General features: G+C 60.4%; 11 protein-coding genes, 4 tRNA genes and 1 pseudogene. 10 read left to right on the top strand and 6 right to left on the bottom strand.

What is annotated here, in order from left to right; all coding sequences use genetic code 11:
- The first annotated feature begins 36 nt into the window (after positions 1–36).
- Positions 37–423, top strand: a complete 387-nt coding sequence (locus SJY21_RS03280) for an ester cyclase (protein WP_377506136.1) — start codon at positions 37–39, stop codon at positions 421–423.
- Here SJY21_RS03280 and SJY21_RS03275 read toward each other — a convergent pair.
- A complete protein-coding gene (locus SJY21_RS03275) occupies positions 420–782 on the bottom strand; it encodes a DUF1304 domain-containing protein (RefSeq protein WP_377506133.1) in 363 nt (120 codons plus the stop codon). The two genes, SJY21_RS03280 and SJY21_RS03275, sit on opposite strands and share 4 nt — an antisense overlap.
- Positions 783–869: 87 nt before the next feature.
- Positions 870–3,068: a glycosyltransferase family 2 protein gene (locus tag SJY21_RS03270; RefSeq protein WP_377506130.1), complete on the bottom strand. Its 2,199-nt coding sequence runs from the start codon at positions 3,066–3,068 to the stop codon at positions 870–872.
- A gap of 438 nt (positions 3,069–3,506) precedes the next feature.
- Here SJY21_RS03270 and lon point away from each other — a divergent pair.
- A pseudogene (lon, locus tag SJY21_RS03265) lies at positions 3,507–5,919 on the top strand (endopeptidase La).
- A 55-nt stretch (positions 5,920–5,974) separates the two neighbouring features.
- Here the strand turns inward: lon and SJY21_RS03260 are convergent.
- Entirely contained in the window at positions 5,975–6,163 is a 189-nt protein-coding gene (locus SJY21_RS03260; protein ID WP_377506127.1) for a hypothetical protein, read from the bottom strand.
- 168 nt (positions 6,164–6,331) lie between these two features.
- Between SJY21_RS03260 and SJY21_RS03255 the strand changes: the two genes are divergently transcribed.
- From SJY21_RS03255 to SJY21_RS03235, 5 genes are all read left to right on the top strand, one after another.
- Positions 6,332–6,796 (top strand): HU family DNA-binding protein, encoded by a 465-nt coding sequence (locus SJY21_RS03255; RefSeq protein ID WP_377506124.1) that lies wholly within the window; start codon positions 6,332–6,334, stop codon positions 6,794–6,796.
- 19 nt (positions 6,797–6,815) lie between these two features.
- A tRNA-Val gene (locus tag SJY21_RS03250) sits at positions 6,816–6,890 on the top strand.
- Positions 6,891–7,054: 164 nt separating this feature from the next.
- On the top strand, positions 7,055–7,651 hold the full coding sequence (locus SJY21_RS03245; RefSeq protein WP_377506121.1) for a histidine phosphatase family protein: 597 nt from the start codon (positions 7,055–7,057) through the stop codon (positions 7,649–7,651).
- A gap of 25 nt (positions 7,652–7,676) precedes the next feature.
- Positions 7,677–7,752, top strand: a tRNA-Val gene (locus tag SJY21_RS03240).
- Between the two features lie 189 nt (positions 7,753–7,941).
- A complete protein-coding gene (locus tag SJY21_RS03235) occupies positions 7,942–8,880 on the top strand; it encodes a pirin family protein (RefSeq protein ID WP_377506118.1) in 939 nt (312 codons plus the stop codon).
- Here SJY21_RS03235 and SJY21_RS03230 read toward each other — a convergent pair.
- Positions 8,877–9,638 carry a polysaccharide deacetylase family protein gene (locus SJY21_RS03230; RefSeq protein ID WP_377506115.1) on the bottom strand — a complete coding sequence of 254 codons (762 nt, stop codon included), beginning with the start codon at positions 9,636–9,638 and terminating at the stop codon, positions 8,877–8,879. The genes SJY21_RS03235 and SJY21_RS03230 overlap by 4 nt on opposite strands.
- Before the next feature lie 223 nt (positions 9,639–9,861).
- On the opposite strand from SJY21_RS03230, the gene SJY21_RS03225 reads away from it, so the two are divergent.
- The 3 genes from SJY21_RS03225 (at position 9,862) to SJY21_RS03215 (ending at position 10,463) form a co-directional block, all read left to right on the top strand.
- A tRNA-Asp gene (locus SJY21_RS03225) sits at positions 9,862–9,938 on the top strand.
- A 32-nt stretch (positions 9,939–9,970) separates the two neighbouring features.
- Positions 9,971–10,047, top strand: a tRNA-Asp gene (locus SJY21_RS03220).
- 197 nt (positions 10,048–10,244) lie between these two features.
- The gene (locus SJY21_RS03215; protein WP_377506112.1) at positions 10,245–10,463 is read left to right on the top strand and encodes an RND transporter; all 219 of its coding nucleotides are present in this window, start codon (positions 10,245–10,247) and stop codon (positions 10,461–10,463) included.
- Here SJY21_RS03215 and SJY21_RS03210 read toward each other — a convergent pair.
- Both SJY21_RS03210 and SJY21_RS03205 read right to left on the bottom strand, forming a co-directional pair.
- Complete coding sequence (locus SJY21_RS03210; RefSeq protein WP_377506109.1) at positions 10,460–11,767, bottom strand: S41 family peptidase; 1,308 nt, start codon at positions 11,765–11,767, stop codon at positions 10,460–10,462. The genes SJY21_RS03215 and SJY21_RS03210 overlap by 4 nt on opposite strands.
- Positions 11,764–13,137 (bottom strand): dipeptidase, encoded by a 1,374-nt coding sequence (locus SJY21_RS03205; protein WP_377506106.1) that lies wholly within the window; start codon positions 13,135–13,137, stop codon positions 11,764–11,766. The genes SJY21_RS03210 and SJY21_RS03205 overlap by 4 nt, the downstream gene beginning before the upstream one ends.
- Positions 13,138–13,339: the final 202 nt, after the last annotated feature.

Raw genomic sequence — 13,339 nt, 5'->3', positions numbered from 1 at the left:
CCTTATGGTCACCGCACCACATTCACGGAGGGCGACATGACCCAAGACCTTGATGCGAACAAAGCCAATGCAATCGCGTTTTATGATTTGATGTTCAATCAGTGCCAGCCGCGCGAGGCCATTGCCCGCTACGTGGGTGACGACTACATCCAGCACAACCCGCATGTGGCCGACGGGAAAGAGGCGTTTATCACTTATTTTGAACGCATGGCAGCCGAATACCCCGGCAAGATCACCCATTTCAAACGGGCGATTGCCGAGGGTGATCTTGTGGTGCTGCACTGCCACCAGATCTGGCCCGGAAGTGACGATTACGCAGGGATGGACATCTTTCGCTTTGATGAACTGGGCAAGATCGTCGAGCACTGGGATGTGCTTCAGGTGATCACTGATGGGTCAGCACACGACAACGGGTTGTTTTAGCCAATGAACACCGCTGCGATGGCCAAAACCGCAGGAACCGTCTGCACATATGCGATGCGGCGCGATACGGTTGCTGCGCCGTAGATGCCTGCCACGGCAACGCAGATCAGGAAGAAAAGCGCGACGTTTCGCGCCCATATGGCGTCTGAAATCAGCAGGGACCAGACCAGCCCTGCCGCCAGAAACCCGTTATACAGCCCTTGATTCGCCGCCATCGCCTTGGTGGGGGCGAACAGGTCTTTGGGGAATGATGCAAAAACCCGTGGTCCACGGCTTTCCCAAGCGAACATTTCAAACCAGCAGATATACGCGTGCAACAGTGCGATCATCGCGATCAGGATCAGGGCGAGCATGGACATGGCGGTGAACCCTTTCGTGCGGATTGCGCCAGCCTAATGGGTGCAATTGCGCAAGCCCAGCGAAAACACCGTCAAGCGCAAGATGCCCTAGCGAAACGGGCGCCAGTTCAGCATCCGCATGACCCATGGGCGCGGTTTGATCCGCAGTGTCACAAGTGTCGGGTCTGTGTTGCTACGCGGTTTGCGCCGTGATGGCGCCGGTTCGGGCGGACGTTCGGCGCGCAGGCGCGACTGACGCAGGGCGTTCAGCGTTTGGGTGTCCATGCCTGCAGGCGGTTTCCAGCGTTTTGGCACGGATTTGCGCATTTTTCCGAAATCGGGCGCATAGCCCCGCGCGGCGGCAAAGCTTGCCGATGCCCCCTTAAATTGGTCAATCAGGGCCAGCCGTTCGGATGGCGACAGGATCGTCTGCGCGTCCGGTTCGGGTGGCAGCGCGATGAACAGGTCGCGCAGCACCCTTTGGCGCTGCACTTCGTCGTCGATCAGGGTGTTGACGATACGTGCCGCTTCGGTTCCGTTGCGGCCGGCGGATGGATAGCGGGGAACATCCGGTAGGACGGCCATGTCGCGCGGCAACCCGCACAGGTTCACAAAGTCCAGCCACAGGCTGTTTGCCCCCACGGCCGTGTCGAAATCGCAAAAGGCCACGGGCTGTCCGGTCGCGGCCTCGATCGGCGCGAACAGGGCGGGCAGGTCGGTCAGCGGTGCGCCGTGATCCACCATGAATTCCTGCAGGGAACGGCTGCCCATGCGCCGCCCGTTGGCGACGATTTCCTTATAAAGCGCTTCGACGTAAACATCGGGCCGGCGCACGAAGGCGACCGCACGGATGGATCGGAACATGCCCAGATGCTCCATCAGCAATGGCAAAAGCGTGTCGCGGTCCCCGCTGAGCGGGAACAGCATGTTTTCACACGAAATAACAACGGTTTGCGCGTTGCTTTTGTTCACTTCGCGGCGCAGGTTCGCCCAGACATTGTGTTTCCCCGCTTCGCGCAGGCCGGTCACAAGGCCAAAGTGACCGGGCAATCCGCCTTGGCGGATCGTGTTGGTCTGATCCGGCTGCATCCCAGTGTGCGGGAACAGAATTCCATTTTGTAACAATGTCTTGCGGTAATGCACCAGATGGTGCTGCAAATAGGTTGATCCGGTCTTGTGCATGCCGAAATGCACGATCACATCGGCATTCACTGGGGCGGGCGGTTTGGCGCGCTTGGGTGCTTTGATTGCACGTGCGTTTTTCAGCATCGTTTGGGCGGCGGCAAAGTCGCCAATGCGCAGGGCCTTGTGCAGATCAAAGAACAAGGTGCGGCTGATGAACCCCAGGCGCGTGCGCATGCCGACGCGTGAAACATAGGTTAGCACGGGGTCGTCGAAAATGGCGTGGCCAAAGCTCTCGTGGCCCAACAGGCGCATGATCCGGTCGGCAAACTCGGCGTAGGCCGGATCGGCCCCCGCGACGATCGGGTCGATGATATCCATGTCCCAGATCAAGCGGCTGACGGTGTTGAACAGCTCGCGTTTTTCAAAGCGCGGGGGCAGGCGTTTGGCGTCGACTTCGGCGCGGATGTGGGTGAGGCACTTTTCGATCAGTTGCAGTTGCAGGCGATGGATGACCGGATCGGCGCGCGTGACGGAAATGGATCCGGCGCGCTGGCGCCAGACGCGGGCAGGGATGCCAAGGGTTGCGATCTTGCGCGCGGCCGTGACGGTGTGCAGCACGAACAAGCGGTCCTCGAATTTCGGTTGGTCCTCGTCAAAGCGCAGGTTGAATGCGTCGAGGAAATCGCGCCGATACAGGCTGGCCCATGACGATGTGATGAATTGCGATTCCTCGAAATGCAGCAGACCGGCGCCGATATTGGGCGCGTTGAACAACAGCCTGTCGCGGCGCAGAATTTCCAGTTCTGGGCTACCGGGGCGGCTGATGTAGCAGGGTGCATGGGTGATATCGGCACCGCTGTTTTCGGCCATTTGCAACTGCTGCGCCAACCCGTCGGTGACATAGTAATCGTCGCCATCCAGAAACCCGACCAATGGGGCCGTGGCCGCCGCAAGCCCAGTATTGCGTGCCGCCGACAACCCCTTGTTTTCAGGGTGATGCAGCACCTGAGCGGTGTCGGGCAGGTTCAGGCCATCAAAGTAGTCCGCGCTAAAGCTGTCGGGATTGTCATTGACGATGATCAACTCCAGATCGTCGATTGGCTGCGCCAGAACCGACCCGATTGCCATGTCGACAAAGGCTGTTTCGTCATAAAACGTGAGGATGATGGAAAGGCGCGCCATAAGGTCTGGTCAGCACCCGTTAGCTGATCGGGTCTTCGCCGCCATCGTCTGGTTCTTCATCCGTCTCGGAGGTGAACAAACCACTAAGTCCAAAAAGTACAGCGAGCAGGGCCAAAAAGGCCTCGATACCAGGCATTACGAATCTCCCCCGAGATGTATCCAAAATATTTAGCATTTTAAGGAAGTTAGAGGCAAGCGGCATGGTTGCAGCGCCTGTATGTGCACACGGCGCGTCGCGGCAAATTGTTCCAATTATTCCCACAAATGCCGTGATCGCGCCTTGCGCTGGCCCCGTGCAATAGGCACTCTGGCCCCCAGCATAAAAAGCGCCTTGATGGTTGAAACGATGGGGCATACCCCCACATCTAGTAACCAGAGAGGAGACGTGATGTTGCCGCCTGGCGGGGTATCACGTCTTGCCAAGAAAAGGATAAGAGCATGCAAGAGCCCCTCAGCGCGTCCTACCCCGTATTGCCATTGCGCGATATCGTGGTGTTTCCGCATATGATCGTCCCGCTGTTCGTGGGCCGTGAAAAGTCTGTCCGCGCTTTGGAAGAAGTGATGCAGGACGACAAGCAAATCCTGCTGTCCAGCCAGATCGACCCCGGTGTCGATGATCCGGCAAGTGACGGCATCTACAAGGCCGGTGTGCTGGCCAATGTGCTTCAACTGCTGAAACTGCCCGATGGCACCGTCAAGGTGCTGGTCGAAGGCATCAGCCGCGTGCGCATCACCCAGTATATCGACAACCCGAATTTCTTTGAGGCGAGTGCGGAATACCTGACCGAAATGCCCGGTGACGAGGACGTCACAGCGGCGCTGGTCCGCTCGGTCGCCAATGAGTTCGAGCGTTATTCCAAAGTCAAAAAGAACATCCCCGAGGAAGCTTTGGCCGCGGTGGGTGAAGCCAGCGAACCGGCCAAGCTGGCCGATCTGGTTGCAGGGCATCTGGGCATTGAAGTGGGCCAAAAGCAGGACCTGCTGGAAACCCTTTCTGTGTCCGATCGTCTGGAAAAGGTGTTCGGCCTGATGCAGGGCGAAATGTCCGTCCTGCAGGTCGAGAAAAAGATCAAGACCCGCGTCAAATCGCAGATGGAGCGCACCCAGCGCGAATACTATCTGAACGAACAGATGAAGGCGATCCAGAAGGAGTTGGGTGACGGCGAGGAGGGCGAGGGCGAGATTGCCGAGCTAGAGAACAAGATCGCCGCGACCAAGTTTTCCAAGGAAGCCCGCGATAAGGCCGAGGCCGAGCTGAAAAAGCTGAAAAACATGTCACCCATGTCGGCCGAGGCCACCGTGGTGCGCAACTATCTGGACTGGATGCTGTCGATCCCATGGGGCGTGAAATCGCGCACCAAAAAAGATCTGGGCCGCGCCGAGGCAATTCTTGACGCCGATCACTACGGGCTGGAAAAGGTCAAGGAACGCATCGTCGAATATCTGGCGGTGCAGCAACGCTCCAAAAAGCTGAAAGGCCCGATCATGTGCCTTGTCGGCCCGCCCGGTGTGGGTAAAACCAGCCTTGGCAAATCGGTCGCCAAGGCGACGGGGCGCGAGTTCATCCGCATCAGCCTTGGTGGTGTGCGCGACGAGAGCGAAATCCGCGGCCACCGCCGCACCTATATCGGGTCCATGCCCGGCAAGATCATTCAGGCGCTGAAAAAGGCGAAAACAACCAACCCCTTGATCCTGCTTGATGAAATCGACAAGATGGGGCAGGATTTCCGGGGCGATCCCGCATCTGCCATGCTGGAAGTGCTGGACCCTGAACAGAACGCCACCTTTGCCGATCACTACCTTGAGGTGGAATATGATCTGTCCAACGTGATGTTCCTGACCACCGCGAACTCCTACCGAATATCCCGGGCCTTTGCTGGACCGGATGGAGATCATTCCGCTGGCAGGCTACACCGAGGATGAAAAGGTCGAGATCGCCAAGCAGCACCTGCTGTCAAAGCAGATGAAAAACCACGGGCTGAAGCCGCGCGAGTTTGAACTGTCGGACGATGCCCTGCGCGAAATGGTGCGCACCTATACCCGCGAGGCCGGTGTGCGCAACCTTGAGCGCGAAATCGCCAAGGTTTCCCGCAAGGCCGTGACCAAGCTGGTCAAGAAAGAGGCCGAAAAGGTTGTCGTCACCGCTGACAATCTGGACGATTTCCTTGGCGTCAAGAAGTTCCGCTTTGGTCTGGCCGAAGAGACAGATCAGATCGGTGTCGTGACGGGGCTGGCCTATACCTCGGTCGGGGGTGAGTTGCTCAATATCGAAGCGCTGCGCCTGCCGGGCAAGGGGCGGATGAAGACCACCGGCAAGCTGGGCGATGTGATGAAGGAATCCATCGACGCGGCCAGCAGCTATGTGCGCTCCATCAGCCCGAAAATCGGGGTGAAACCGCCGAAATTCGACAAGCTGGATATCCACGTGCACGTCCCCGATGGCGCAACGCCCAAAGACGGCCCCAGTGCCGGTCTGGCCATGGTCACATCTATCGTGTCGGTGCTGACGCAGATCCCCGTGCGCAAGGATATCGCCATGACCGGCGAGGTGTCACTGCGCGGCAATGCCATGCCGATTGGCGGATTGAAGGAAAAACTTCTCGCGGCCCTGCGCGGCGGTATCAAGACGGTGCTGATCCCGCAGGAAAACGAAAAGGACCTCGTGGATATCCCAGACAACGTCAAAGACGGGATGACGATCATTCCGGTCAGCCACGTGTCGCAGGTGCTGGAACACGCGCTGGTCCGTCAGCCCGAAGCGATCGAATGGGATCAAGAGGCCGAGGATGAGGCCGCCGCCGCCGCCGCATTGAAATCAAGCGATGACGGGGCAGGGGCTGTGGCCCACTAAGGGCTGATCCCTGGACAACGCAAAAGGGCGCCCGCGCGGGCGCCCTTTTTCATGTTCAGGACTTGGCCAGCGCCACAAAGGCCACGAAAATCAGCGGGATGATCATGTCGGGCGATGACGATCCGGTGGTCGTGGCCGCGATATCGCCACTGTCCATTTCCATGATCGGGTCGGACATGCCGCCCGCCTGTGCAGATGTTGCAACACACAGCGCGATGGCGCTGATGATCGTTAGTTTGCGCATTTATCCCTCCCCAGGTTTTTGCAGCACTGACGCTAGGAACGAAATTCAGGGGGGTCAAGCGGGCGGTCACTGGAAAATGCAACACTGGGCAATTTGACACGTGAACACGGTATCCAAGCCAGTTGTGACAGGCTATTGTTTCCATAGTCGAAACACTTGGAGGCCACCATGGCAACCCGCAAGACCACAACTGCCAAAAAGAGCACGACCGCAAAAAAGACCACCAAAACGGCGGCGAAAGCCACCACGTCCAAGGCAAAGACAACCGCTGCCAAGCCAAAGGCCGCGGCGATCAAGGCAACGCCGGCACCCGCGCCCGCGCCGACACCTACGGTTGTGGCATCGGCCACGCCCGTCGTGGCAGGCCCGACCGTGCGCAAGAAGGAACTGATCGACCGCGTCGTGCTGGAATCAGGCATGAAGAAAAAGGACGTCAAACCCGTGGTCGAGGCAATGCTGGCCGTTCTTGGCCGCAGCCTGTCGCAGGGCGAGGAAATGATCGCGCATCCTTTGGGCAAACTGAAAGTGAACCGCGAAAAGAATCTTCCCAACGGCAAGATGATGATCGTCAAGGTGCGCCAGAACGCCGAAACCGTCGCCACCAATGACCCTCTTGCAGAGGCTGCCGAGTAGGGCTAGAACGCCCGCCATCGGGTGATTAGCTCAGTGGTAGAGCGCTTCGTTCACATCGAAGATGTCAGGAGTTCAAATCTCTTATCACCCACCAGTTTTCGCGCGCCTGCCCAGCGGGGGCCGTCGCAGGGTGTAGAGAGCCTGACCAAACGCGCGTTTGCTGCGCAAGCCACGCTAGGTCAGGCGTTCAAATCTCTTATCACCCACCAGAATTCCCAGGCGCATCTGAAAGGGTGCGCCTTTTTTTGCGAGTGAGTGATGGACCTGCCCGAGCTTTATATCCTACGCCACGGCGAAACCGAATGGAACGCCGAGCATCGCATGCAAGGTGTGCTGGATTCGCCGCTGACCGCAAAGGGGCGTGCGCAGGCTGTTGCGATGGGCCGGATGCTGGCGGCCGCAGGGGTGACGGCAGACAGTCACGCGGTGATTTCCAGCCCGCAAGGCCGTGCACGCATAACGGCCGATCTGGTGGCCAAGGCATTTGTTGGTCAGGTGACGGTTGACGCCCGGTTGCGTGAAATTTCAGTCGGGGAATGGGGCGGGCTGACCCGTGCGCAGATCGAAGAAAAGTGGCCGGCCGCGCGCGCGGTCGACCATTTTCTGGATTTCTATGCCATGGCGCCGGGCGGGGACGGGTTCGATGCGATGTGGACCCGCGCACAGGATTTCCTGCGCACAGTGACAGCGCCGACAATTGTCGTCACCCATGGCATCACATCGCGTGTGCTGCGCACGGCTGCGATGGGCTATGGCATTGAAAGGCTTGATGAATTGCCCGGCGGGCAAGGGGTGATCTTTCGTCTGGCAAACGGCGAACACACAACCCTTGGCCAGCAGGGCTTGCAGCCCTGAAAAGACCGCGCTAAGAGGGCGCAACGGGTCGTTAGCTCAGTTGGTAGAGCGCTTCGTTTACACCGAAGATGTCGGGAGTTCGAGCCTCTCACGACCCACCACCCACCAATTTGCAAAGCAAATTTGTGGAGCGCGAGGCAGCGTTTCACTTTGGAAACGCGTTCGCGCAACCCTCAGTTCAAGCGCCACTTATTCCACCCGCTGTGCATCCCTGCACATCACCCCTCCATCCGCGCCTCTTGGTGCGCACGCCCGATGCGCTATATCGTGATGCAACAGGAGGAACGCGCATGTCTTGGAACCCCGCCCTTGATCCCGATTGCCCCACGGGCGACGCCGTCGACGCAATCGACACCGTGATCGTGCCACGCGCCCGTGATCTGGGTGGATTCGAGGTGCGCCGTGCCTTGCCAGCACCCAAGCGCCAGATGGTTGGCCCGTTCATCTTTTTCGATCAGATGGGACCGGCGGAATTTCTGACGGGACAGGGGATAGATGTGCGCCCGCACCCGCATATCGGGCTGGCCACGGTCACTTACCTGCATCAGGGGCGCATTCATCACCGTGACAGCCTGGGCACCGACCAGTGGATCACCCCCGGCGCTGTCAACCTGATGATGGCAGGCCACGGGATCACGCATTCCGAACGGATGGATGATGATGACCGGCCCGCCAGCCTGTTTGGCATCCAAAGCTGGATCGCCCTGCCAGAGGAGCGCGAGGATGATCCGGCCACCTTTATCCATGCGTCTGCGGCCGATCTGCCGGTGCTGGAGGGCGAGGGCAAGGAAGTGCGCCTGATCCTTGGCACGGCTTACGGCGAAACCGCGCCCGTCCAAACCCCGTCCGAGATGTTCTATCTGGATGCGACCCTTGCGGCGGGCGCGGCGATCCCGCTGCCCGACAACCACGAAGATCGCGGTGCCTATGTGCTGGAAGGCGCGGTTGATGTTGCCGGCCAGCGGTTTGACGCGGGGCGGATGATGGTGTTTCGCCCCGGTGATCAGGTCAGCCTGCGTGCGGGCGATCAGGGCGCGCGGATCATGTTGCTGGGCGGGGCCACCTTGAACGGGCCGCGCCATATCTGGTGGAATTTCGTGGCCTCAAGCCGCGACAAGATCGATGCGGCCAAGGAAGCATGGCGCGCCGGTGATTGGGCGAACGGGCGCTTTCAACTGCCCGCGGGCGATAATCAGGAACATATCCCGCTGCCAGAACGCCGCTCTTAACCCGAGGCTTGCACCACACGGCGGAAATTGCGGCTTTGCCATGTGGGCCAGCCCAGCATCTGTGACATGGTCGCAAAATGCAGGCCACGCCGCGTCAGCCCGTCCAGCGTGCGGGGCATCGCGTCGATCGTGCCACGGTGGATGTCATGGCTCAGGATGATTGACCCTGAATGCGAATGCCCAAGGATACGATCGGCCACCACATTGGCGCCGGGGCGGCGCCAGTCCTGCGGATCGACCGACCATAGCACCGTCGGCAGGGACCGCGCGGCATGCAGCATCAGGCGCTGGCGGCGGTTGAATGCGCCGTAGGGCGGGCGAAAGGTCACGGGCGGGCGGCCTGTGACCTGATAGATGGCGTCTGTCGTGCGATCAATCTCGCGCATCACCGCGCTGTCGGAATATCCGTCCAGAAACGGGTGCGACCAGCTGTGATTGCCGATTTCGTGGCCTTCGGCGGCGATACGGCGGGCGATATCGGGGTATTGCACCACACGGTTGCCGATCAGGTAGAAGGTTGCGCGCAGGTTGCGCGCGGCCAGCATATCAAGCAGGCGCGGCGTCAGGCTGGGGTGTGGCCCGTCATCGAATGTCATGGCCACCACCTGCGAGGGCGTGCGGATCGCGGTAATCGTTGCCGCGTCCCGCTCGACGATATCATCAGGCAGGGCAATCAGGGGCGTGGCGCGCACGGGGCCGGCCGCGACTGTCATGGCGGCAGCGCTTGCGGACAGAAATGTCCGACGAGATATCGTCATTCGTGACCCTCCCCAGGGTGGCATTTGTCGTGCGACAACATGCAAGATGGCGCAGAACGTGCTGCAATTCAAAGGTTTTTTGCACTCAATGAAATGTGGGTCAGGGGCTGTGGTGACGGGCTAAGAAAAATGCCGATGTTTTGGTGCGCTTCGCGCTTGACGGGGTGCAAGGTGCATCCTAGAAGGCAGGTCACGCTTGAGGACACCCTTGGGCGGGCAGTGAGCGGTTGTAGCTCAGTTGGTTAGAGTGCCGGCCTGTCACGCCGGAGGTCGCGGGTTCGAGCCCCGTCAACCGCGCCACACTGCCCCCTGACATGTCCGATGCGTGATGCGCGGTTGTAGCTCAGCTGGTTAGAGTGCCGGCCTGTCACGCCGGAGGTCGCGGGTTCGAGCCCCGTCAACCGCGCCACTTTTCCTTTGATTGATGGTGTTACATGGATTGCGACACGCACCGTGCATCGCCAGCCCGGCGGGGCGGCCTGTCGATGCACGGCGCCTGCGGCTTGATTCCGTGCTGGGGTTTAGAGCATGCGACAACATATTCCAATTTCGGCATGGATTATCCGTGCCACTGCCCTTATGTCATGGGAAACGAAAGGGCAGACCATGCATTTCCTAGATCAGATCCCGTGGAACCTTGCGATCCTCGCCGCACTTACCCTTGGTCTTGCGCCGTTCTTTCCCGAACCGCATATCTGGGAAAAGCTGAAGATGTTGTTCGCGGGCACGCTTAGCCGGCCCGTCGACATCTTTGATTTCCTGATGCACGCCGCGCCGTGGCTGTTGCTGCTGGCCAAGGTGGCGCGCGCGGCAGTGAAGGCCTAGTTGCGCAGGTCCGTCAGCACGGCATCCAGTTGCGGATCATCGCCCGCAAGCATGGCCGCCACATTGAACGGCGACACCACATCAGGCGGCACGCCGACCCGTTCAAACAGGCTCCCGTCGGCCGCGAAATAACGCTGGTGCGAAAAGCCAAGCACGAATCCGTTGGGTAGCTGCGCTTCCATGATGTCGGAATGCCCGCCTGCGGTCGGTTCGCCCACAACCGTGACCTGCGGCAATTCCCGCATCGCCATGGTGAAAATTTCGGCGGCACTGGCGGTATAACCGCTGGTCAGCAGGATCACAGGCTGGGTCAGGGCGCGCGGCCCCGCAGGTGTCACGGTGATGGTGAACGGGTCGCTGTATCCACTGGCGGTGCGCGTGACCTTGGTGCAGCACAGCACCGGTTCGGTCGCGAAAAATGCGCCGTAGGCAAGGCCCACACCATCTGACCCGCCGGGGTTCAGGCGCGCGTCAATCACGATGGCATCGGTGTTTTCCAAAGCCAAAGCGACCTCGGCAAAGCCGTCACCTGCCAGCCCGTCCTCGGATCCCAGCAGCCCCGGGTTCGCGCCCATATGCCGGATCAGGACATAGCCGATATTGCCCTCCAGAATGGCATATTCCAGCCCGGTGTTTTCAACGCTGTTCAATCCGCGCGCGCGCGCAACGTCCAGAAATTCGCTGCGCTCCTCGGCCCAATCCACGTGGGTTGCAGGGCTGAACCCGCGCGACAGCGATTGCGATATGATATAGGTATGCCCGTCGTCCAACGGCGACAGCACCTGCGTCATCAGATCAAATGTCGCAGCAAGGTCCAGATCGTCGGTGAACTGCGGCGCGAACTGGTCATAGCGCGCGGCCCAGTCGACCCCGTGCAGGTCAAAGAAGGCGTAGTTTTCGTTCATGACCGTCCAAAGCGCGTCAAAGTTTTCGCGCGGGGTGCCCGGTTGCGGGGTGGTGCCGCAATGATCGGGCAGGGCGGCGATGGGCGTGGCGGTGATCGGATTGATGGTGCCTTGCACGTTAATTGTCAGCACGCCGTCATTGGCGCTGAAATCCGCGTCCGCCAGCGCGCGCAGCGCAAGCGAATGGGCCGGACCGGACAGATACAGCAGGCATGTGGCGCTGTTCACCTCATAGACATTCAGCCCGAACGGCCCGATATCGAGCACCAACCCGTAACCGTCCGTTGCCCACAATCCACGCGCCGCGCGGTCGGGCATGAACACCGGCCAGCTTAGCGCCACCAGCGCCACCAGCGTGCCGATGCCCCAGAACGCCCAGTTCAGAGCCCGCTTGATCACGCCAGGGCGTCCAGAATGCGCGCCCAGCTGCGGATGCCCTTGTGGAAACTTTGCAAATCATACTTTTCGTTCGGGCTGTGAATGCGGTCGTCCTCTTGGGCATAGCCGACCAGCATCGCGTCCATGCCAAGGATATCCTTGAAGAATCCGGCAATCGGGATCGACCCGCCCATGCCGCTGAACACGGCCTCGCGGTTCCATTCATCCGACAGCGCCTGGCGGGCGGCCTCGAATTCGGGGCGGTCGGTGTTCATCACGGCGGCCTTTGATCCTTCCAGATCGTTGTCCCATGTGACGCGGGTGTCGGGGCGCAATTGGCCGCTCACATGGGCGCGTACCTTGTCACGCAGTTTGTCCGGGTCCATGTCGCCCACAAGGCGGCAGGTGATCTTGCAATGGGCCTGCGCCGGAATCACGGTTTTTGATCCAGCCCCCTGATAACCGCCCCACAGCCCGTTGATTTCCAATGTGGGGCGTGCCCATTGTTGTTCCAGCGTGGAATATCCCGCCTCGCCGCTGGCTTGGGTCAGGCCGGCATTGGCCAGATAATCGGCCTCGTCAAAGCCGCTGTTTTGCCACTGGCGCTTCAGGTTGTCGCCAATCTCGATCACGCCCTCATAGAACCCGTCCACCGTCACGCGGCCCGTATCATCGTGGAAACTGGCGATAATCCGGCTGATTTCGCGCAGCGGGTTCACGGCGGGGCCGCCGTAATGGCCCGAATGCAGGTCCATCGCGGGGCCGTGCAGGGTGAATTCGTCCTTGAGCATCCCGCGCAACTGGCTGGCAATGGATGGCACACCGGCGGCGACCATGCTGGTGTCGCAGATCAGCGCCAGATCGCAGGTAAGTTCGTCTTTGTGCGCCTCCATGAAGGGGATCAGCGAAGGCGAGCCGGATTCTTCCTCGCCCTCGAACAGGAAGGTCAGCTTGCAGGGCAGGGTGCCATGCACGGCCTTCCACGCGCGGCAGGCCTCGACAAAGGTCATCAACTGGCCCTTGTCATCGGATGCGCCGCGCCCGCGGATGACTTTGCCATTGGGCGTGTCGGCGATTTGCGGCTCGAACGGTGGCGTATCCCAAAGGTCAAGCGGATCAACAGGTTGCACATCGTAATGGCCATAAAACAGCAGGTGCGGCCCGTCACCGTCAAGGTGGCCGACGACCATCGGGTGCCCCGGCGTCTTGTGTTTGGTCACATCCACGCCCAGCGATTGCAGGTCGGCCACGAGCCAGTCGGCGGCCTTGTCCACGTCTGCCTTGAAGGCCGGATCGGTGCTGATGGATTGCAGGCGCAGGAAATCCATCAGGCGGTCAAGGGCGGCGTCAAGATCGGCGTCGATGCGCGACAGTACGGGGGTTAGGGACATGGGGTGCCTCCGGCAGTTTGGGTTTGGCGCGACCCTATCGTATGGCGGTGGCGTGTCCAGTGTTGCGGGTTGCGTTTGACTTGTCCGGCACCGCCGGACAGCCCCCGACCGCCCCCATGGGCGGGGGCTTCACCCCCACCCGCGGTCGGGGGCTGTCCTTCCTATGAAAGGTAGGCCCTCCAAGGAGCGGCAATTTGTAACG

This window comes from Octadecabacter sp. R77987, from assembly GCF_042466115.1.
Classification (GTDB): Bacteria; Pseudomonadota; Alphaproteobacteria; order Rhodobacterales; family Rhodobacteraceae; genus SW4.
This window is presented reverse-complemented; position numbering and strand designations above follow the sequence as displayed.